Below are 21,084 nucleotides of genomic sequence, written 5' to 3'. Positions count from 1 at the left end.
CCTCGGGGCGGTCAGGCGAGCAGGACGGCCGCCAGGTCCGCGCGTCCGGTGACGCCGAGCTTGCGGTAGATCCTGCCGAGGTGGTTCTCCACGGTCCGCACGGACAGGACGTACGTCTCGGCGATCTCCCTGCTGGTGCGGCCGCGCGCGGCCATCAGCGCGATGTCCCGCTCCCGGGCGCTCAGCGGGACCGCCGCGGCGGCTCCGGCGAGCGCCGGGGTGGCCGCCTCCTGGCACCGGCCGCGCAGCGCGAGGGCGCGGGCGGCGGCCCGGGCGGCGCTCGCCGCCCGGCCTTGGCGCCGCCACGCCCCGGCGGCCTCCGCGAACGCCTCGGCCGCGTACAGGTGCAGGCCGAGCGCGCCCATCCGCTCGGCGACGGCCTCCAGGGCGGCCGGATCGGGCCCGTCCGCGGAGTTCACGGCCGCCGCGTGGGCGGCGCGCACCTCCGCGAGCGCCCCCTGGACGAGCGCGGCCGCCGAGACCAGTTCGCCGGCGACGGCGCCACCCGGCGGTCCCCAGCGCAGGACGTCGTGCAGCAACGCCGTCGCGACGGTGGCCTCGCCCCGGCCGAGCGCCGCCCGCGCGGCCCCGAGCATCAGCTCCCGCGCGGGCCCGTCGGCACCGCGCAGCAGGAGGACCCAGCCGTGGGCACGGAGGGTGTCGGTCTGGCAGAGGGGGGTGTACGGGGAGGGGGCGGGCGGGCTCGGTTGCGCGCCGGGGGTCCGGGTGGGCGCTGTCGGCGCGGTGGCCCGCGTCGGCGACGCCGGAGCGGCCGTCGTCAGCGGGTCCGGCCGAGGCCCCCAGGCGGGCGTCAGGTCCTCCGGCGCGCAGGCCGGTGCCAGCTCCTCCGCCTCCGGAGGGACGCAGCCCCTCTGGGCCGCGGCGAGGACCAGGCCCGCCACGGCCCGTTGCTCCGCGAAGGGCTGGCCGCAGAGGCGGGCCAGGGCCCGGGCCTCGCGGAAGTGGGACAGGGCGTCGGTGACGAGGCCGCGTGCGAGGGCGATGCGGCCCCTGACCCAGGCGAACCAGACGGTGAGGGCGGGGACCGCGTCCCGCATGGCCTCCTGGCCTTCGAGGGCGGTGCGTTCCGCCTCGTCGAGGCGGCCCGACTCCAGGAGGGCGGCCGCCACGAGGTACAGGCTGCGGGCCGGGTAGTAGGCGGTCCACCGGTCGGCGAGCCCGCACTGCACGGCGTAGGCGTGGCGGCCGGTCCGTGCCGCCTCCTCGACCCGCCCTCCGGCGAGCCGCACCCGCAGGTGCGCCTGCAACAGCAGCACGTCCGCCTGCGTCCACCCGCCGTCGTCACCGTCGGGCTTCGGGTCGGCGCCCTCGCCCAGGGCCAGGACCGCGGCGGCCTCGTCGTTGCGGCCGACGGCACTCAGGAGCGTGGCCCGGCAGGCCGTGAGCGCGGGCCGGGTCCCGATGCGGTCGGCGGCCCGGCCCAGCACCCCGAACGCGGCGTCCGCGTCGCCGAGGCCGTAGAGGTGGTGCTGGGAGAGCGCCGCGGCCGCGGACTCGACCTCGCCGGGGGTACGGGCCTCGGCGAAGGCCCGTTCGAGGACGGGGATGCTCTCGGTGAACTCGCCGCGCTGGCCGAGCCCTTCGCCGAGCAGCAGCCCGGCCACGACGTGCGGGCCCTGCACCAGGGCGGCGCGGGCCAGCCGGCACATGGTGTCGACGTCGCCGTCGTCGAGGGCGTGCCCGGCCGCGCGGACGAGGAGGTCGGGGTCGGCCGTGCCGGTGGCGTCGAGCTCCCACCGGGCGAGGGAGAGCGCGTCCCCGCGCCGCCGCGCCCCGTACTCCCGTACGCGCCCGGCCTGTTCGAGCAGGAGGGCGCGGGCGAGGAGGCGGGGGGTGCCCCGGCGGAGGAGCAGCGCGTGCCAGGGGTGGGCCAGCTGGACGCGGCTGCGCCGGTCGTCCTCGGTGACCGTGACGAACCGCTCCTCCTCCAGCGCGGCGAGGGCCGCGGGCGCGACCTGCGCCAGGGCGTCGTCGAGCCCGAGCGGGCCGCACAGGGCGAGCAGCCGCAGCAGGGTCCGCCGGTCCTCGGGCAGCCCGCGGAAGCGCCCTTCGGCGGGCGCGTCGAGCAGGGTGTCGTCCAGCGGCCCGGTGAGGCACCACACGTCGTCCACGGGCCGCAGGGTGCCCTCCCGTACGGCGGCGCGCAGGATCTCCCGGGTCCAGAGCGCGTTGCCCCGGCCCGCCTCCCACAGGGCCCGTACGACGGGGGCGGCGACGGGCGCGCCGAGCGTGCCGGCGAGGAGGCGTGCGGTGGTGGCCCGGTCGAAGGGGCCGACGCGGAGGTGCTCCACGGCGTCCTGGTGCCAGAGCGAGCGCAGCGCCTCGGGCCAGTCGGCGTCCTGGGGCAGGGTGGCGACCAGGAAGAACCCGGGTGCCGGGGCGGTGGCCGCGTCGGTGGCGAGCGCGGAGAGCAGGGTCAGCGAGGAACCGTCCAGGTGGTGGACGTCGTCCACCAGGAGCAGCGCCCGGGGCCGGCCTGCCGGGGCGGCCAGCAGGCGCCGTAACTCCTGGAAGTGGGCGCCGAGTTCGCCGGGGCCGGCGGGGCCCGTGAGGTGGGGGGCGAAGGCCGCGAGGGGGACGTGCGAGGCGGCCTCGCTCACCGGGAGCCGCACGGTCCGGTGGTGCGCGGCGGCCTCGTCGGCGAACTCGACGGCGAGCCTGCTCTTCCCGACCCCGCCCTCCCCCGTGATGACGACGCCCCTGCAGCCGGACCTGCGCAACCCGCCGCGCAGGCGCTCCAGTTCGGCGTCGCGCCCGGTGAAGGGGAGCGGACCGGAGAAGGACGGGGGTCTTCCGTCGCCCGTCACCGGCGTCCCCACCCCCTTCTCCTTCCTTGGGCCGCTTGTCCGTTGAGTAGGTGTCCGCCGGGGTTTGAGTAGGTGTCCACTCTGTCGCCGTTCCCCCCGTCGGCGGAGGCTATGCGACAGGCGGGCACCACGACCGAAAGCCCGCCGGTCGTCGGAAGTGCTTCGGGGGGAGTACGACATGAGCGCCGTGCCGGCGTCGGGGGGATCCGGGGAGCTCGTGCTCCTCGGCGCAGGCTGTACGGGTACGGGGGCGACCGGCCGGGAAGGCCTGGCAGCGCTCGCGGTGCGGGCCGGCTGGCGGGTCCGGACGCTCACCCCGCCCACGGGGGGCGGGGACGGCGGATGGACCGCGCGGCTCACGGGCTTCCTGGCGGCGCCGGACAGCCCGGACCGGATGGTCCTCGTGGCGGAGGGCCGGGCCTGCGGCGCGGTGTTCGCGCTCGCGGACCGGCATCCGGAGCGGGCGGCCGCCGTGGTGGCGCTGGCCCCGGAGCCTCCGGCGGCGGACGTCCCGCCTCCCGGTCTCGCCTGTCCGGTCCTGGTGCTGCCGGGCCGGGACGACGAGTCCGGGCGGGCCGTGGAGCGGTTCCTCGGGGAGCTGCGCCGGGGGCCGGCCGAGGAGGGGCGGCCCGTGGGCCATCGGGGGCTCTCCCCCGCGGACCTCCACGACCCCTCGGTCATGCGCCGGTTCGCCGGCGCGGGGCCGGTCCACCGGCTCGCCTCCCCCGGTTCCGTACCGACCTGGGTGGTCACGGGGTACGAGGCCGCGCGGGCGGTCCTCGACGATCCGGGGCTCCGGGGGGACACCGCGACGACGGCCGGATACCGGCCACAGCCACGGGAGTCGGCCGCCCTCCATCCGGGGGACGCCGACACGATCACGGTCGGCGCGGACGAGCACGGCCGGCTGCGCGGGCTCGTCGAGCGGCACCTCACCCCGCGCTGGGTCGACTCGCTCGTGCCCCGGCTGCGGCGGGTCACCGACGGGCTCCTGGACGCGCTGCCCCGGGACCGGGAGGTCGATCTGGTGGCCGCGTTCGCGGTCCCGCTGCCCGTGGCCGCGCTCTGTGAGCTCCTGGGCGTGCCGGAACCGGACCGGCCGTACCTCGCCGACTGGCTCGTCCGGCGGGTCCCGACACCGCCGCCCGCCGCGCACGAGGACGTCGACGCGTATCTGGGCGGTCTCGTCACGGAGCGGCGGAAGCGGCCTGCCGACGACCTTCTCGGCAGGATGTGCGACGCCCTCCGCGACGAGGACGTGATCGCGGCGGCGCGACTGCTGCTCGTCTCGGGGGCCCGTCCGACGACGACGCTCCTCGGGAACGGTGTCGCCGCGCTCCTCGCCGACCGCGACCGGTGGCGGCTGCTCACCGGGGACCCGGACGCCGTCGCCGGTCCCGCCACCGAGGAACTGCTGCGCCATGTCACCCCGTACCCGGTGGGGTTCGCGCGCCGGGTCGTCGCACCGGTCGACACGGCCGGCGTCCGGATCCCGGCGGGGCACCGGGTCCTGGCCTCCCTGACGGCCGCGAACCACGACCCGACCGTGTGCCCCGGGGAGCACGACGGTCCCGACCCGGGGCGCGCCCCGTACCCCCACGCCTCCTTCGGCCACGGCCCGCACGCGTGTCTCGGTGCCGGCTTCGCCCGGGCGGTGGTCCGCACGGCGCTCGGGACCCTGGCCCGCCGGTTCCCCGGCCTGGACCTGGCGCCCGGTGTCCGGGAGCTGCACTACCGCAGGAGCCGGGTGCGGTACCTGCTCGCGCTGCCGGTCGTCCTGGGCCCCGAGCACCGCGCGTAGCCCCCTCCTTCCCCTTTTCCTTCCTTCTCGCACGGGAGACGTCCGCATGGAAGCCACCACGATTCCGGAGCTGATGGCCTACTGTCAGGCCGATCCGGCCTTCTTCGAACCGCCGTGGCACATGCGGGACGAGGACAGTCTGTTCGAGGCCGGCCGACGGCCCTGTCCGCCCGGCTGGCGCCGTCGCGCCAACGGTCTGTGGACGGTCGTCGAGCCCGAGGGCGGGGAGCTGCCCGAGCAGGGCTGGAAGATCCACGTGTCCGCCGCGGCCGCCGACGCGGAGACCGTGTGCGACCTCGTCTCCGCGTTCTGTCTCGCCCGTGGCGTGACCTTCAAGTTCCTCCGCAGCGGGGCCGCGCTGCGGCTCCTGAACAGCAAGTACGCCGACCGGGGCGGCAGCGGCAAGCTCCTCACCCTGTACCCGGCGGACGACACCGTCCTCGCCGAGGTGCTGCCGGAGCTCGCGGCCCTCCTGAAGGGCTTCACTGGCCCGTACGTCCTGAGCGACGTCCGGTACGAGGACTCCCCCGTGTACGTGCGGTACGGCGCGTTCATCCCGCTGACGTACACGGGGCCCGGCGGCGAGCTCGTGTACGCCGTGCGGGCGCCGGACGGCTCGCTGGTGCCGGACCGGCGCGATCCGGTCTTCACGGTGCCGGAGTGGGTGACGGTCCCGGAGGTGCTGCGCGACTCGGTGGAGCGGCGCACGGCGGGCGGGGAGGAGTTCCCGTACCTGATCGAGAAGTCGCTGCACTTCTCCAACGGCGGCGGTGTCTACCTGGCCCGGCCGCGGGACGGCGGCGGCTACGTCGTCCTCGTGGAGGCCCGGCCGCACGCGGGGCTCGACCGGGACGGCGCCGACGCCGTCGCCCGGCTGACCCGGCAGCGGGAGGTCCTGGAGCGTCTCGACGGCCTCGACTGCGTGCCCCGGGTCCTCGGCCATCTGGTCGTCTGGGAGCACCACTTCCTCGTCGAGGAGTACGTCGAGGGCGAGACGCTCCTGGAGGAGGTGTTCGCCCGGTACCCGCTCGGGAGCCCCGAGCCCTCGCCGGAGTGGCTCGCCGAGTACACCGGGTGGGCGACCGGCGTCCTGGCGAAGGTGGACCGGGCGCTCATGGCCGTCCACGCGCGCGGGGTGCGCTTCGCCGACCTGCATCCGGCGAACGTCATCCTGCGCCCCGACGGGCGCGTGACCCTGATCGACTTCGAGATCGCCGGCGACCTCGACGACCCGAAGCCTCCGGCGCTCGGCGCACCCGGTTTCACCGCTCCCGAGGGGATGTCGGGGCGGGAGGCCGACGCGTACGCCCTGAACTGCCTGCGGCAGTGGATGTTCCTGCCGATCAACCCGCTCCAGGAGCGCGACCCCGTCAAGTACGCCACCCTCACCGACGTCATCACCGCGCACTTCCCGCTGCCCGAGGGCTTCGGCGCGCGGCTCGTCCGCACACTCGGCGAGGGCCGCGAGCCCTTCGGCGAGGACACCGCGGCCCGGCTCCTCGCGGGGGCGCCGGAGGACTGGCCCGCCGTCCGGGAGGCGCTCGTCGCCGGGATCCGCGCGAGCGCGACCCCGGGGCGTACGGACCGGCTCTTCCCCGGTGACCCCCAGCAGTTCGGCACCGGCGGCCTCACGGTCGCGTCCGGGGCCGCCGGGGTGCTCTGGGCGCTGCGCCGGGCGGGCGCCGAGGTGCCGGAGGAGTACGTGGAGTGGCTGACCGCGGCCGTACGGCGGGCGAGGGAGCCGCGTCCGGGCCTGATGGACGGTCTGCACGGCGTGGCGGCGACGCTCGACGCGCTCGGGCGCCGCGACGAGGCCCTGGACGTGCTCGACCGGGCCCGCGCGCTCCACACCGGCCTGCGGGCGCCCGGGCTGCATTCGGGTCTCGCGGGTGCGGGGCTCGGACTGCTCGGGTTCGCCGCGCTCACCGGCGACGGGGAGCTGCGCGCGGAGGCCCTCGGCATCGGCGAGGCGCTCGCCGCGGAGCTGGGGCGCGAGGGCTCGCCGATGTTCCCGCCGACGGGGCGCGTGGGGCTCGAACACGGCCTCACGGGAGTCGCGTACTTCTTCCTGCGGCTCCACGAGGTCACCGGCGACCCCCGGCATCTCGCGCTGGCGCGGACGGCGCTGCGCCGCGAGACGGACCGGGGCCAGTTCCTCCCGGACGGCGGCTTCCGGCTCCTGTACGGCAACCGGCACCTGGTCTACCTGGGGCCCGGCAGCGGCGGTCTCGCGCTGGTCCTCGCCCGCTACCTCGCGCATCCCGATGCCGCGGCCGACCCCGACGCCGCCGAGTTCGCGCGGGTCGTCGCCGGGGTGCGGCACGCCTGCCGGGCGCCGTTCGTGCGCCATCCCGCGCTGTTCATGGGGCGGGCCGGCGTCATCACCACCCTCGGTCTCCTCGACGTGCCCGAGGACCGGCCGCACGTGCGCGAGCACGTCCGGCGGCTGTCCTGGCACGCCGTCTCCCACGAAGGCCACCCGGCCTTCCCCGGCAACCAGCTCCTGCGCCTGTCCATGGACCTGGACAGCGGTTCGGCGGGAGTGCTCGTTGCCCTCGGCGTCGCGTTCGAACGGAACGCGTCGATCGTCCCCTTCCTCGATCTGCGGGCGCCCGCGACCGGGGAGCCGCTTCCGGAACACGGAGGGAGGTGAATGAGATGGCCTGCGTTCTCCAGCTGCAGTCGCTCGGCGAGGCCGAGTCCGCGCACCCGTGCAACAGCATCGTGACCTCCTACAAGAGCACCTGCTGACGGGTCCGGGGCCGGGGTCCGTCCCCCACGGCGGACCCCGGCCCCGACACACCCTCCCGACCCGCTTCGAGGAATCCCGTGAACACACCGTCCCGTCCCGACCTCCCTCACGAGGAACCCGCGGCCTCCGTCCGGCGCGTCCTGCTCGACCACGTCCGCCCCTCCTGGCCGGCGCTCGCCCTCGGCGGGTTCCTCAGCCTGCTGACCACCGCGGCCGGACTGACGATCCCGCTCGTGGCCGAGCGGCTCATCGACGGACTCACCCACCACCGGCCCCTGGACGGCGTGCTGTGGGCGATGGCGGCCCTCGTCGCCGTCACGGCGCTCGCCGGTCCGGTCGCGCAGTACGTGCTGCGCAGGGCCGCCGAGACGGTCGTCCTCACCGCGCGGCGGCGCCTCTCCTCGCACCTCCTGCGGCTGCGGATCGGCGAGTTCGACCGGACCGAGCCCGGCGACCTGATCGCCCGGGTCACCTCCGACACGGCGCTCCTCCGGCAGGTCACCACCGACGCGCTCGTCGGCACCGCCATGGGCGCGCTCACCCTGGTCGTGACCACGACGCTGATGGGCCTGCTCGACCCGGTGCTCACCGGCGTGACGCTCGGCGTCCTGCTCCTCGCGGGCTGGGTGGTCCGCACGGTCATGGTCCGGGTCAACGAGGCCGGGACGGCAGCCCAGGAGTCGGTGGGTCTGGTCGGTGCGGCCCTGGAGCGGGCGCTCGGCGCGCTGCGCACGGTGAAGGCCTCCGGGGCGGAGGACCGGGCCGAGGCCGCCGTCCACGAGGCGGCCGAGAGCTCCTGGCGGGCCGGGGTGCGGGCGGCGAAGTGGCTCGCGCTCGCCGGCAACACCGCCGAACTCGCCGTACAGACCGCGTTCTTCACCGTGCTCGCGATCGGCGGCAGCCGGGTCGCCTCCGGCGCCCTGGACGTCGGCCGGCTCATCGCCTTCCTGATGTACGTGTTCTACCTGGTGCCCGCGGTGCAGCAACTCGTCGGCGGCGTCAGCCAGTACCACCTGGGCGCGGCCGCCGTGAACCGCATCCGCGAGACGGAGGCGCTGCGCGCCGAGCCGAAGGGCCGGGCGCCGCGTCCGGAACCCGCCGTCTCCCCCGTACCGGCCTCCCTGGAGTTCCGGGACGTGCACTTCCGGTACGGTCCCGAACTGCCGCCCGTGCACCGGGGGGTGAGCTTCTCCGTGCCGTCCCGGGGCACGACCGCGTTCGTCGGCCCGTCCGGGGCGGGCAAGACCACCCTCTTCTCGCTCCTGGAGCGCTTCTACGAGGCCTCGGCCGGCAGCATCCTCCTCGACGGGCGCCGCCTGGACAGCTGGGACCTGCGGGAACTGCGTTCCCTCATCGGCTACGTGGAGCAGGACGCGCCCGTCGTATCCGGTTCCCTGCGGGACAACCTGCTGCTCGGCCGGCCCGGCGCGAGCGGGCCCGAGCTCGACCGGGTCCTGCGCACGGCCCGCCTCGACGAGCTGGTGGAGCGCCTGCCGGAGGGCCTCGACACGCTCGTGGGGCACCGCGGCACCCGGCTCTCCGGCGGTCAGCGGCAGCGCGTGGCGATCGCCCGCGCGTTGCTGCGCCGCCCCCGGCTGCTGCTCCTGGACGAGGCGACCTCGCAGCTGGACGCGGTGAACGAGGCCGCGCTGCGGGACACCGTCGCCGACGTGTCACGGACGACGACCGTCCTGATCGTGGCGCACCGGCTGTCCACGGTCGCCATGGCGGACCGGATCGTGGTGCTCGACGGCGGTGTCGTACGGGCCGTCGGCACCCACGCCGAACTCCTCGCCGGCGATCCGCTCTACGCCGAGCTGGCGGCGACCCAGTTCCTCGAACCCACCCCCTGAAGTCCGGAAGGAGGACCGCCCGATGGAATGCCCGTACGCCGGTTCCGGCCGGCCGCCCGTGATCGGTGCGGAGATGCTCAGGGACCACGCGGCCCTGACGCGGCTGCGCGAGAGCGGCACGGTGGAGGTCAGCCTCGGCGGCCGCGAGGACGGTCTGATGGTCACCCGGTACGAGGTCGCCGCCGCCGTCCTCGTCGAACCGGCCCTGCGCGGCGAGCATCCGCTGGCCGTGTCCATGCGCACCGGCGCGGACGAAGAGGCCTGCGACGAGGAGCAGTTGTTCTTCCTGCCCACCGAGGAGCACCTCCGGCTGCGCCGTACCGTCTCCCGTCATCTGACCCACCGCCGGGTCGCGGCGCTCGTCCCGCGCGTCCAGCGGGAGGCCGATCTGCTGCTCGCGGCCGTGCCGCCGGGCGAGGCCGTCGACCTGGTGCGGGTGTTCTCTCGGCCGTTCCCGGTGGCGGTGCTGTGCGAGCTCCTGGGGATCCCCCGGGAGGACCGGGGGTACGTCCGGGACTATCTGTACGGCTGGATCGCGGAGTACGGCGGGGCGAGCACCGTCACGGAGAGCGCGGGCCACGCGCTGTCCCGGTACCTGAAGGGCCTGATCGGGGAGCGGGCCGAGAAGCCCGGGGACGACCTGATCAGCGCGATGCTCCGGCAGGGCGGCGCGGACGCCGAGCTGCTGCGGGAGGACGCCCTCGCCGCCGTCCGGTTCGTCCTCGTGGCGGGCCACCGTCCGGTGACCCGGCTGATCACCGACGGCCTGGAGCTGCTGCTTCGGCGGCGGGAGCACTGGGAGCGGCTCGGGGCCGACCCCGGGCGGCTCGACGCCACCGTCGAGGAGCTGCTGCGGCACGTCACGCCGACGACGCTCGCGTCCCGCTACGCGGGGGCCGCGACCGAGGTGGACGGCGCCCCGCTGGCCGCCGGCGGCGGGGTGCACTGCGCGCTCGCCGCCGTCAACCGCGACCCGGACCGCTTCGAGGACCCGGACCGCTTCGACCCCGACCGCGCGCCCCACGCCCACCTCGCCTTCGGGCTCGGGCACAAGCACTGCCTGGGCTCGGCGCTCGCCCGCGCCGAGCTCCGGATCGCCTTCGGCACCCTGCTCGCCCGCTTCCCGCGCCTCGCCCTCGCCGAGCCGCCTCCGGGCACCGGGGAGGAGCCCGAACGACGACGCCTCCGGGTGGTCCTGGCCCCGGACGGCGACCACGAACCCGTACAGCGCTGAGGAGCCGCCGTGGAGATCCCCGACCACCCGCTGGAAGTCCTGTGGGACATCACGTACGCCTGTCCCCTGCGGTGCACGCACTGCTACTCCGAGTCCGGGCGGCGCCCGGCGCGTCGCCTCTCCGGTGACGACATGCTGCGCGCCGCCGACGCGATCCTGGCCCTGGGGACGCAGGGGGTGTGCCTGGCCGGGGGCGAACCGCTGCTCGTGCCGGAACTGTTCGCGGTCGCGGAGCGGTTCACGGCCGCCGGGGTGCCGGTGTCGCTGTTCACCAGCGGCTGGACGCTCGACCGGGCTTCCGCCGAGGCCGCCGTCGACGCCTTCTCGGCCGTGAGCGTGAGCCTCGACGGGGCCACCGCGGACGTCCACGACCGGATCCGCGGCCGGCGCGGCTCCTTCGACCGGGCGGTGGCCGCCCTGGAGTTGCTGACCGCCGGGGTCCGGGCGAGCATCGGTGTCGACTACGTGGTGATGCGGAGCAACGCCCATCAGGTCGAGGAGTTCCTGACCGCCGTCGCGCCCCGGTTCCCGGACCTCGGGCAGGTGTCGTTCGGGGCGGTCGTCCCCGAGGGGCTCGCCAGCCGGCCGGGTTTCGCGGAGCACGAGCTGCTCGACGACGAGCGGGTACGGCTCCTGGGCAGCGCGGAGTACGGGCGGCGGCTCCAGGAGCTCGCGCCGCCGGGCGTCCGGGTGACGAGCACGGACAACCTGGCCCTGCGGATGAGTCCCGACCTGATCGCCGCGGGCGTCTGCCTGCCCGTGCTGCAGATCGAACCGGACGGCGCGGTGCGGGCGATGGCGGCGTACGAGGGGACCGTCGGGAACGTCCTGACCGATCCCCCGGCGGAGCTGTGGCGGCGGGCCGTCGCCCGCTGGCACGACCCGTTCGTCCGGGAGGCCCTGGGCCGGGTGCGGACCATGCGGGAGTGGGCGGAGGCCACGCGGGCGATCGACCTCCGCTTCGGCACGGAGGCCGACCGGCGGCGGATCGCCCGCCGGACGGCGTTCGTCCCGGGCGGCTGACGGCTGCCGGGCAGCCGACGGCTACCGGGCGGTACGGTGGAGGTGCAGCACCGCACCATCCCGCATCCACACTCCGGCGACGAGCGGCGAGGCCCGCATGAGCGATCCGACGACGGCACGCGAGGCGATCGCCCTCGTCACCGACGACTTCCACGAACTCCCTTTCGTGGAAGGCCCTTTGACCGGCGACGGGCCGATCGGCTGGCCCGGCTACTCCGCCGCGCACGCCCGCGCCGCCGACCGCACCGGCGAGACCGAGTCGGTGGTCTGCGGGACGGGCGTGGTGGGCGGGGTGACGGCGGTGCTGATCTCCTTCGAGTTCCGGTTCCTCGGCGGCTCCCTCGGGGAGCGGACGGGCGCGCGGGCCGCCGCCGCGCACGCCGCGGCGCGGGAACGACGGCTACCGGTGGTCGTGCTGCCGGCCACGGGCGGCAGCCGGATGCACGAGGGCATGCGCGCCCTCCTCCAACTCCAGCTCCTGGCGCGCGAGTCGGAGATCACGCGGGCCGAGGGGCTGCCGCAGATCGCGGTCCTGCGGGATCCGACGACGGGCGGCGGCTGGGCCACGCTCGGCGCGGGCGCCGATGTCGTCCTCGCCCTGCCGGGCGCCCAGGTCGGCTTCGCCGGCTCCCGGGTGCGGCCGCCGGACGCGGACCCCGCCGCGTACACCGCCGAGGCGCAGCTCGCCCACGGCCACCTCGACGCGATCGTGCCGCCGGACGCGCTGCGCGGGACCCTCGGGCGCTGGCTCTCGCTGCTCGTCCGGCCCGCCGAGGGCCCGGTCCCGCCGCCGTACGCGCTCGGCGACCCGGCGGCGGCGCCCGCCGCGAGCGGCCGGGAGGCGGTGGCGCGCGCCCGGCACCCGGAGCGGCCCCGGGCCGCCGCGTACCTCGACGCCCATTTCACGCTGCGCGAGGAGATCTCGGGCGACCGCTGCGGAGGCGTCGACCCGGGCATGCGGTGCGGCTTCGGCCGCCTCCCCGACGGCCGTACGGTCGCGTACGCGGCCCAGTGCGGCACCGCGACCCGCCCGGCCGGCTTCCGCACGGCGGCCCGTGTGGTGCGCCTGGCCGACCGCCTCGGGATCCCGGTGCTCACGCTCGTCGACACCCCGGGCGCCGCGAACGACGCCGAGGCGGAGCACGCGGGTGCGGGGCCGGCGATCGCCGACCTGTTCGCCGCCGTCGCCTCCGCCCGTACCCCTGTGACCGCCCTGCTCATCGGCGAGGGGGGTTCGGGCGGTGCACTCGCCCTCGCCGCACCGGGCAACACCTGGGCCACGCCGGACAGTTACTTCTCCGTCATCGCGCCCGAGTCCGCCGCCGCCATCCTCAAGCGGGCCCCCGAGGAGGCCGCGGCCACGGCCGACCAGCTCCGTCTGCGCCCGCAGGACCTGGTGGACCTCGGTGTCGTCAGGGGTGTGGTGGAGCACCGGCCGGACGCTTGCTGACACGGGCTCTCAGCTGTCGTCCAGGGCCCGCTTCAGTTCGGCCTTGTCCATCGAGGAGCGGCCGTGGATGTCGCGGCGCCGGGCCTCGGCGTACAGCTGGTCGTAGGTCGGGCCCTGCGCGCCGCTGTGCGAGCGCAGGCCGCCGCGGCGCCCGGAGGACATGTCCTCGGTCGAGCTCTTGCTCGCGGTCTTCGACTCGCCGGACCGCGCCCGCTCCTTGTTCACCGTGCGCGCGGCGATCTCCTCGGCGCGCTCCCTGCTCTCGCCCCGCTCCAGAGCGCTCTCCTTGATGTGCTCGTACTGCCGCTCCCGCTTGGCGTTCGATCCGCGCGGCATGATCCGCTCCTCTCCGCACCGGTACGACGGCCCCCGCGTCCGGCGGCTGCCCACCCCCGCCGGGTCTAATCGCCGGTGCTCCTCCGGGGCGGGCGGCCGACCTCCAGCCAGACCACCTTGCCCACGGCTCCCGTCTCCTTGTCCCGGCTGCCCCACTCGGCGGCGAGCAGGTCGAGGACCATCAGGCCGTGCCCGCCGGGCAGGGCCGGGGACCTGGGCACCCGTACGCGCGGGTGCTCGGGGCTGGCGTCGGACACCTCCACGCGCAGCCGCCCCCGCCCGTTCCGCAGGACGAACTCCTCGGGGCCGCCGGCGTGCAGACAGGCGTTGGTGACGACCTCGGAGACGAGGAGCAGGACGTCCTCGACCCGCTCCCCCGCCTCCTCGCTGTCCGCCGGGATCCAGCCCCAGTCGGCCAGCGCCTCCGCCGTGAAGTCCCGGCAGCGCGAGACGACCCCGCGCGTGCCGTGCAGCACCAGCCGGCGGACCTGGTCCGGGGGGCCACCGTCGCCGTCACCCATGGGCGCCTCCTTCCCCCCAGTCTCGGGCAGGTGGCCCCGATCGACCTCCTCTGGACAGGACACCCGCTACCGGGGCTGGATCCCGCCGGCGTAGACGTGGTCCGGGGTGACGATCGCGGTGACCGCGCGGGCGACGAGCGTGGACGGCTCCTGGCCCCCGCTGGTGATGTCCGTGTTGAGCATGACGACGAGCGTGGCGTCCCGCTCGGGCAGGTAGACGGTCACCGTCTCGTACCCGGGAATCGAGCCGTTGTGCCCGATCCATCCGTTGGCGTCGAAGATGCCGAGGCCGTAACTGAGGCCGGGGAAGCCCGTCGGCAGCGTCTTGAGCCGCTGCGCCTGCGTCTCGGGGCTGAGCAGCTCTCCGGTGGCGAGGACCTTCGCCCAGCGGCGCAGGTCGCGCTGGTCGGAGATCATCGCCCCGGCCGCCCAGGCCCAGCTGGGGTTCCAGTCGGTGGAGTCCACGACCGTGCCGCTGAGCGTCTGGTTCGTGTAGCCGCGGGGGTGCGGCTCGGGGAACTCGGGGCCGGTCGGGAGGAGCGTGTGGCGCAGGTGGGCCGGGCGGAGCACGCGGTTGCGGAGGAACTCCTGGAGCGGTTGGCCGGTGACCTTCTCGACGACCAGGCCGAGCAGGACCAGGTTGCTGTTGGAGTACTCGAACTTCGCGCCCGGCTCGAAGGTGTTCTTGTGCTTGAAGCCGTACGCGAGCGCCTCCTCCGGGGTGAAGTAGCGCTGCGGGTCGCTGAGCAGGTCGTGGATGAAGCCCGGGTCGGAGGTGTACGGGAAGAGGCCGCTGCGCATCTCGGCGAGGTGGCGCAGGGTGATCCGGTGGCCGTTCGGCACGCCGTGGACGTAGCGGGCGATGGGGTCGTCGAGGCGGATCCGGTGGTCGTCGACGAGCTTCAGGAGGGCGGTGACGGTGAAGGTCTTGGTCTCGCTGCCGATGCGGATGAAGCCGTCGGTGGACATCGGCTCGCCGGTGGCCTTGTTCGCGACGCCGGTCGCGTGGACGTAGCTTCCCCTGCCCGGCATCCACAGGCCGACGGCGACGCCGGGGATGCCGGCCTGCCTGCGGACGTCCTCGACGGCCTTGTCGAGCCGGGAGGTGAGCTCCGGGCCGAATCCGCCCGGCGGGCAGTCATCCTCGCCGTGCGTGCCGACGGCGGCGGTGGTCACGGCGTGGACGGCGGCGGCGGGCGTGGCCGTCACGGGGGCCAGCACGGACGCCACGAGCAGCGTCGCGGCGAACAGCCGGCGGGAGGGGGTACGTCGCATGTCGGGGGTGCCTCTTCCGGGTCACGGGAGCTTCTGGACGGCCACATCACCACCGGGGGCCGACGCGACGGCCCTCCCTCTCGGCGCCCGCGCGACGAGTCCACCCGTACGGGGTCACGCGGGTAACCGAGACGGCCTCAGGGCCCGGATAATCGACACCCCGACCTATCTGGAGACGAAGGATCGATGACGCTGAACGAGGGCCGACGGGTGAGGTTGACGGTCGATCTCCGGCTGGACGGACAGGTCGTCCCGGCGGACGGGGCCTCCGCCGGGACGGCGGCGGGGTTCCTGGCCCTCGCGGCCGGCCTGGAGGGCACCGTCGAGCGGGTGGAGGAGGACCGGCCGCAGAGCCAGGAGGTCCGTGAGTACGAGCGGCTCAAGTCCCTGCTCGACGACTTCGGCCACCAGATGCCGCCGGGCAGCAGGCAGCAGCTGGAGGAGCAGGTCGCCTCCCTGGAACCCGAGTGGACCGCGTACCAGGAGCGGAAGCTCAGGCTGACGGTCCGCGTCCGCTTCGACAACGGCTTCGTCCTCGACGACGCCCCCGGGGACCTCTTCACCGCGGTCTGAGCCCCGTTTCACGGTCCCGTTTGCGGTCCTGGCAAAGTTCTTTGCCAGGACCGCTCCCCCGGTTCGAGTCTGGACGGCGTCCGCACTCGTCGAAGGGGGAACTCACGTGCTCACGACATCCCTGGCCGCTCCACCCGCCCCGCTGAGCTCACGCCGGCGCTGGACGGTGCTCGCGGTCTGCGCGCTCAGCATGTTCCTGGTCGGCGTCGACGCCACCATCGTCAACGTGGGACTGCCCGAGATCGGGCGGGGCCTCGACGTGGGCACGCGCGGTCTCGAATGGGTCGTCGACGCGTACACCGTGGCCATGGCCAGTCTGCTCATCGTCTCCGGCGCCCTCGCCGACCGCCTCGGGCGGCGCCGGATCTTCCGGACCGGGCTGCTCGTCTTCGGCCTGGCCTCCCTCGTGTGCGCCCTCGCCCCGTCCCTCGGCGTCCTGGTGGCCGCCCGGGCCGTGCAGGGGATCGGCGCCTCGATGCTGAGCCCGGTGGCCCTGGCGATCGTGGTGAACGCGATGCCCGACCCCCGGGAACGGGCCCGCGCGATCGGGGTGTGGGCCTCGGTCTTCGGGCTGAGCATGGCGGCGGGCCCGGTCACCGGAGGGGCGCTCATCGGCGCGTTCGGCTGGCGCGCGGTGTTCTGGATCAACGCGCCGGTGGTGGTCATCGCCCTCGTCCTGGTCGCCCTGTTCGTACCGGAGTCCCGCGGGGAGCGCGCCCGCCGCCTCGACCTGCCCGGTCAGCTGCTCCTCACCCTGGTGCTCTGCCTCACCGTCGGCCTGCTCATCGAAGGCCCCCGGATCGGCTGGGCGTCGCCCGTGGCCCTCGCCGGCTACGCGCTGACCGCCGTGGCCACGGCCTGCTTCGTCCGGATCGAACTGCGGCGCGAGGAGCCCCTGATGGACCTCGGCCTGTTCCGGCGGCCGCCGTTCGTCACGGCGGTGCTCGGCGCGACGGCGGTCTTCGTCGCCCTCAACGTGACACTGCTGCTCAGCACCCTCTACCTCCAGCAGGCCCGTGGCCTGACACCGCTCGCGGCCGGCGCCGTGACCCTGCCCCTGGCGCTCGGGGCCACGGTGTGCGCGCCCTGGTCCGGCGCCCTCGTGGGGCGCCTCGGCCCCCGGCGTCCCCTGCTCCTCGCGGGCGGGTTCACCGCGGCCGGGGGCCTGTGTCTGGTGGGCCTGGACGGAGACACGGGCGTGCCGCTGATCCTGTTCGCCTTCCTGCTGATCGGCATCGGGTTCGGCTTCGCCAACGCCCCTCTCACGAACACCGCGGTCAGCGGTCTGCCGCCGTCCCGGGCCGGCGTGGCGGGGGCCGTCACGTCCACCTCGCGCCAGGTCGGTGTGGCCGTCGGCATCGCCGTCGCCGGCGGTCTCGTCGCGGGCGCCGACCCGGCCGGTCTCGCCGCCGCGACCCGTCCGGGGTGGCTGATCGTGGCGGCGTGCGGCCTGTTCCTCCTGGTCGCGGCGCGCACGGCGCGGCCGAGGTCCTAGGAACCGTCCTTCCCGAACGGGGACCGTCTTTCCCGAGTCTTGGACGGGCGCTTGACGTCCGCTGTACGGGGGCTGCACCACGCGCCGCGAGAGTGGCAGCACCCGGACGCACCGGCGTCCGGGGCCCGTCCACTCGAAGCTGGAGCCCCTGATGAAGCGCATGACCCGTACCCGCGCCGCCCTCGCCGGCGGTCTCGCCGTCGCAGCCCTCGGCACGCTCGTCGCCGGGGTCGGCGTGGCGCAGGCGGCCGAGGAGGACGGCCGGCGCGGCAAGGCCGCGGTCATGCCCGGCGAGCGGGAGATCGCCGGGCTGTTCGACCGGTGGAACGCGGCGCTGCGCTCCGGCGACCCGGAGCGGGTCACCGACCTGTACGCCGAGGACGCCGTCCTGCTGCCGACCGCCTCCCCGAGGATCCGCACCGACCACGTGGAGATCGCCGACTACTTCGCGCACTTCCTGGAGAAGAAGCCGAGGGGCGAGAAGATCCGCTCGGAGATCAACGTCCTGGACGCGGACTCGGCGATAGACGCCGGTCTCTACCGCTTCCACCTCACCGACCCGAAGACGGGCGTCACCAAGCCGCTCGACGCGCGCTACACCTATGTGTACGAGAAGCGCGACGGCCGGTGGCTGATCGTCAACCACCACTCCTCGGTGATCCCCTCCTGAGGCGGGGGCCCGCGCCCCGCCGAGAGCGAACATCCTTGGATCCGGGCCGTGTTGCGGTAAGGCTGGGAGGACACATCCCGGATCCCGGAGGGCTTCCATGAGCGCCGAGCACACGAACACCCTGTACGAGGCCGTGGGCGGCGCCGACGCGCTGCGCCGGCTCTCCGGGACGTTCTACGAGGGGGTCCTGGCCGACCCCCTCCTCGCCCCCGTCTTCGCCGACTTCACCGCCACCCATGTGGAGCACGTGGCCGTGTGGCTGGCGGAGGTCTTCTCGGGGCCCGCCGGGTTCACGGCGGAGCTCGGCGGGCACCAGGCGCTGCTCCGGGCCCACCTCGGGCTCGGCATCACGGAGGAACAGCGGCTGCGCTGGATGGAGTTGATGGAGGCGGCCGTGGAGAAGGAGCTGCCCGACGACGCCCTGCTGCGCCGCCGGGTGATGGAGTACTTCGACTGGGGCACGCGGATCGCCAAGGACGTCTCGGCCTCCGCCCCGGGCACGGACCTCGGCGAGCCCGGCCCCACTCCGCGCTGGGGCTGGGACGGCCTCGCCTAGGGGCTGTCCGGCGGGCCCTACGGGGTGATCCAGCGGGGCGCGTCGGCGGCGGTTCTCAGCCGTATCCGTACGCACAGTCCGCCGCCGGGCGCGTCCCGCAGGGCCACCCCACCGCCGTCGTCCGTGACCAGCTGCTTGACGATGGCGAGCCCCAGGCCGGAACCCGAGCGCCCGGTCAGTCCCTGGCCGCGCCAGAACCGGTCGAAGGCGCGGGCCTGCTCGGCCGCGGACATGCCGGGGCCCTCGTCGAGGACCTCCAGGACCGCCTCCTCCGGGCCGCCCGTCCCCACCCGCACTGTGATCGTCCCCCCGTCCGGGGAGACCTCCAGGGCGTTGGAGAGCACGTTGTCGAGGACCTGGTCGAGGTTGCCGGGCCCCGCGAGGACCGGCGGCGGGCCGTCGGCGGCGCCGGTGAGGAGGATGGTCACCCCGCGTTCGTCGGCGGCCGGGCGCCAGACCTTCAGCCGCTCCTCGACCAACTCGCGCAGCGCCAGCGGTTCGGGCGCGGACACCTTGGCCTCGGCACGGGCGAGCACGAGCAGGCCGCTGACCAGGCGGCTCATCCGGACGACCTCGGCGGTGGCCTGGTCGACGTCCTCGCGGACGAACTCGTCGTCGACGCCGTCCGCGATGTTGTCCAGGGAGAGGCGCAGCGCCGTCAGCGGGGTCCGCAGCTGGTGCGAGGCGTCCGCGACGAAGATGCGCTGCGAGGCGACGAGGGTGTCGAGGCGTTCGGCGCCCTGGTTGAGCGTGCGGGCCAGGGTCTGCGTCTCCTGCGGGCCGGTGACGGGCGAGCGGGCGGTGAGGTCGCCGTCGCCGAACCGGCTCGCCATGTCGTTGAGCTGACGCAGCGGTCTGGTGAGCAGCCGGGCGACGATCGCGCCGAGACCGGCGGCGACCGCGAGCACGCCGATCGCGAGGATCGCCCGGAAGCCCCAGATCCGCCAGAGCCGGTCGCTCAGGTCGGCGGTCTCGTACCGGACCCGGACCGCGCCGACGATCCGGTCGGCCGGGGCCGGGGGCGGGGCCGCGACGGTCTCCGCCTCTTCGTCGTCGTCATCGTCCTCGTCGAGGGCTTCGCGCCGTGCGTACACGGGCACGGTGACGACCAGTTCCGGGCCCCAGACCAGCCGGGAGCCCCAGTCGACGGTGGTCCGGCCGCGGGCGAGCGCCGCGCCGAACGCCGGGTCGTCCGGGTGCGCCGGCAGGGGCAGCGGCGGCATCGCGCTCCTGCCGTCGGCGGCCACCACCTCGACCGTGCCGGGCGTCTCGTCCGCGTACGCCCCGGCCATCCGGGCCAGCGCCTGCCGCGCGGGCTCGTCGCCGTCCCCGAGGAGCAGGGCCATCGTGGTGGCCTCGCGGCGTACGGACTCCTCGGTGTCGCCGCGCAGTTGGGCGGTGAGCGTGAACGCGACCGGCACCGTGAACGCGGCGAGGGCCACGGCGACGAGGAGCACGTAGCTGACGATGAGACGTCTGATCACGGGCGGGCCACGGACTCCACGACCAGCCGGAAGCCGACGCCCCGGACCGCCTCGACGGTCACCGCGCCGGCCAGCTTGCGGCGCAGCGCCGCCACGTGGACGTCGAGGGTCTTGGTCGGCCCGAACCAGTTGGCGTCCCAGACGGCTTCCATGATCTGTTCGCGCGACATCAGGGCGCCCGGCTCCTCCGTGAGGAACGCGAGCAGGTCGTACTCCTTGGGCGTCAGCGCCACCTCGGCGTCGTCCAGCCACACCCGGGCCGCCTTGCGGTCGACGCTCAGCCGGGCCCCGTACCGCTGGGGACCGGTGGGCTGCTCCGCCGGACGCACCCGGCGCATCACGGCCCGGATGCGGGCGATGACCTCGCGCACCCCGAAGGGCTTGGACACGTAGTCGTCGGCGCCGATCTCCAGGCCGACGACCCGGTCGGTCTCGTCGCTGCGGGCGCTGATCACGATGATCGGCACGTCGCCGCGCCGCCGCAGCGCCCGGCAGACGTCGAGCCCGTCGGTGTCGGGCAGTCCGAGGTCGAGGAGGACCAGGTCGTAGGGCGTGGTGACGGCGAGTCCGGCCGTCCCCGTGGTGACCCACTCCACCTCGAAGCCGTAGCGCAGCAGCCCGCGCCTCAGGGACTCGGCGACGGGCTCGTCGTCTTCCACCAGGAGTACACGCACGGGGCAACCCTAGTTCGAGTTCCGTACGTCGGTTCACCACCGGGGTCCGCTCCCGGTTCAGTAGTAGTGGCGCATGATCTCGTCGGCCCAGGCGGGCTGCGTGGTCGGTCCCTGCGGGCCGAACTCCGTCATGTACGGCTTGATGTCGAGGACCGGCGTGCCGTCGACGGCGTCCAGACCGCGCACATGGAGGTCGAGCCCGTCCGTACGGATCAGGCGGCAGCGGGAGACGCCGAGCCGGTTGGGGCGGTTCTTGCCGCGCTGGGCGAAGATCCCGACCAGCGGCCACTCCTCGTTGCCGCGCGGGTGCCGGGCCCCGGTCTCGACGGCGTCGGGGCTCACCCGGTCGAAGTGGTAGACGACCTCCAGGTGCGAGAAGGCGTCGAGCCCGGCCAGCGCCTCGGGCCCGAAGGCCTCCGCGTCGAGGCGGACGACCGACTCGACGTCCCCCCACTCGTCGTCGCGCACCTCGCCCCGCCCGCCGACCACCCGGCCGACGGGACGCGAGACGATCACGCCCGGGGTGTGCTCCGTGTGCTCCTGAGCCATGGGTGCTCTC

At 75.1% G+C, this 21,084-nt stretch carries 17 protein-coding genes; 10 read left to right on the top strand and 7 right to left on the bottom strand.

Going from position 1 to position 21,084, the window contains the following annotated elements; all coding sequences use genetic code 11:
* Positions 1-11: 11 nt before the first annotated feature.
* Complete coding sequence (locus tag GGE06_RS43360; protein ID WP_184930210.1) at positions 12-2,840, bottom strand: helix-turn-helix transcriptional regulator; 2,829 nt, start codon at positions 2,838-2,840, stop codon at positions 12-14.
* Between the two features lie 166 nt (positions 2,841-3,006).
* Between GGE06_RS43360 and GGE06_RS06285 the strand changes: the two genes are divergently transcribed.
* The 6 genes from GGE06_RS06285 to GGE06_RS06260 all read left to right on the top strand — a co-directional run bounded on the left by GGE06_RS06285 (position 3,007) and on the right by GGE06_RS06260 (position 12,941).
* Positions 3,007-4,629, top strand: a complete 1,623-nt coding sequence (locus GGE06_RS06285) for a cytochrome P450 (RefSeq protein ID WP_184930209.1) — start codon at positions 3,007-3,009, stop codon at positions 4,627-4,629.
* 46 nt (positions 4,630-4,675) lie between these two features.
* Entirely contained in the window at positions 4,676-7,282 is a 2,607-nt protein-coding gene (gene lanKC / locus GGE06_RS06280) for a class III lanthionine synthetase LanKC (RefSeq protein ID WP_184930208.1), read from the top strand.
* A 176-nt stretch (positions 7,283-7,458) separates the two neighbouring features.
* Positions 7,459-9,234 (top strand): ABC transporter ATP-binding protein, encoded by a 1,776-nt coding sequence (locus GGE06_RS06275; protein ID WP_312883038.1) that lies wholly within the window; start codon positions 7,459-7,461, stop codon positions 9,232-9,234.
* A gap of 22 nt (positions 9,235-9,256) precedes the next feature.
* On the top strand, positions 9,257-10,468 hold the full coding sequence (locus tag GGE06_RS06270) for a cytochrome P450 (RefSeq protein WP_184930207.1): 1,212 nt from the start codon (positions 9,257-9,259) through the stop codon (positions 10,466-10,468).
* 9 nt (positions 10,469-10,477) lie between these two features.
* Complete coding sequence (locus tag GGE06_RS06265) at positions 10,478-11,491, top strand: radical SAM protein (RefSeq protein WP_184930206.1); 1,014 nt, start codon at positions 10,478-10,480, stop codon at positions 11,489-11,491.
* A gap of 97 nt (positions 11,492-11,588) precedes the next feature.
* Positions 11,589-12,941 (top strand): carboxyl transferase domain-containing protein, encoded by a 1,353-nt coding sequence (locus GGE06_RS06260; RefSeq protein WP_116157488.1) that lies wholly within the window; start codon positions 11,589-11,591, stop codon positions 12,939-12,941.
* Between the two features lie 9 nt (positions 12,942-12,950).
* Here GGE06_RS06260 and GGE06_RS06255 read toward each other — a convergent pair whose 3' ends face one another.
* The 3 genes from GGE06_RS06255 to GGE06_RS06245 all read right to left on the bottom strand — a co-directional run bounded on the left by GGE06_RS06255 (position 12,951) and on the right by GGE06_RS06245 (position 15,073).
* Complete coding sequence (locus GGE06_RS06255) at positions 12,951-13,277, bottom strand: plasmid stabilization protein (protein WP_116157489.1); 327 nt, start codon at positions 13,275-13,277, stop codon at positions 12,951-12,953.
* Between the two features lie 65 nt (positions 13,278-13,342).
* Positions 13,343-13,798 carry an ATP-binding protein gene (locus GGE06_RS06250; protein WP_116157490.1) on the bottom strand — a complete coding sequence of 152 codons (456 nt, stop codon included), beginning with the start codon at positions 13,796-13,798 and terminating at the stop codon, positions 13,343-13,345.
* A 66-nt stretch (positions 13,799-13,864) separates the two neighbouring features.
* Complete coding sequence (locus GGE06_RS06245) at positions 13,865-15,073, bottom strand: serine hydrolase domain-containing protein (RefSeq protein ID WP_184930205.1); 1,209 nt, start codon at positions 15,071-15,073, stop codon at positions 13,865-13,867.
* 186 nt (positions 15,074-15,259) lie between these two features.
* Between GGE06_RS06245 and GGE06_RS06240 the strand changes: the two genes are divergently transcribed.
* The 4 genes from GGE06_RS06240 (at position 15,260) to GGE06_RS06225 (ending at position 18,367) form a co-directional block, all read left to right on the top strand.
* Entirely contained in the window at positions 15,260-15,646 is a 387-nt protein-coding gene (locus GGE06_RS06240; RefSeq protein WP_184930204.1) for a hypothetical protein, read from the top strand.
* Positions 15,647-15,752: 106 nt separating this feature from the next.
* A complete protein-coding gene (locus tag GGE06_RS06235; protein ID WP_147321047.1) occupies positions 15,753-17,141 on the top strand; it encodes an MFS transporter in 1,389 nt (462 codons plus the stop codon).
* A 151-nt stretch (positions 17,142-17,292) separates the two neighbouring features.
* A complete protein-coding gene (locus tag GGE06_RS06230) occupies positions 17,293-17,811 on the top strand; it encodes an SgcJ/EcaC family oxidoreductase (protein WP_116157494.1) in 519 nt (172 codons plus the stop codon).
* 97 nt (positions 17,812-17,908) lie between these two features.
* A complete protein-coding gene (locus GGE06_RS06225; RefSeq protein WP_116157495.1) occupies positions 17,909-18,367 on the top strand; it encodes a group II truncated hemoglobin in 459 nt (152 codons plus the stop codon).
* Positions 18,368-18,384: 17 nt separating this feature from the next.
* Here GGE06_RS06225 and GGE06_RS06220 read toward each other — a convergent pair whose 3' ends face one another.
* The 3 genes from GGE06_RS06220 to GGE06_RS06210 are packed head-to-tail and all read right to left on the bottom strand — an operon-like array spanning position 18,385 to position 21,074.
* On the bottom strand, positions 18,385-19,851 hold the full coding sequence (locus GGE06_RS06220) for a sensor histidine kinase (RefSeq protein WP_116157496.1): 1,467 nt from the start codon (positions 19,849-19,851) through the stop codon (positions 18,385-18,387).
* A complete protein-coding gene (locus GGE06_RS06215; protein WP_116157497.1) occupies positions 19,848-20,525 on the bottom strand; it encodes a response regulator transcription factor in 678 nt (225 codons plus the stop codon). The genes GGE06_RS06220 and GGE06_RS06215 overlap by 4 nt, the downstream gene beginning before the upstream one ends.
* Before the next feature lie 57 nt (positions 20,526-20,582).
* Positions 20,583-21,074, bottom strand: a complete 492-nt coding sequence (locus GGE06_RS06210) for an SAM-dependent methyltransferase (protein ID WP_184930203.1) — start codon at positions 21,072-21,074, stop codon at positions 20,583-20,585.
* Positions 21,075-21,084: the final 10 nt, after the last annotated feature.

The organism is Streptomyces nymphaeiformis (assembly GCF_014203895.1).
Taxonomy (GTDB): Bacteria; Actinomycetota; Actinomycetes; order Streptomycetales; family Streptomycetaceae; genus Streptomyces; species Streptomyces nymphaeiformis.
Note: the sequence above shows the minus strand (reverse complement) of the source record. Positions and strands in the feature narration are given on the sequence as shown.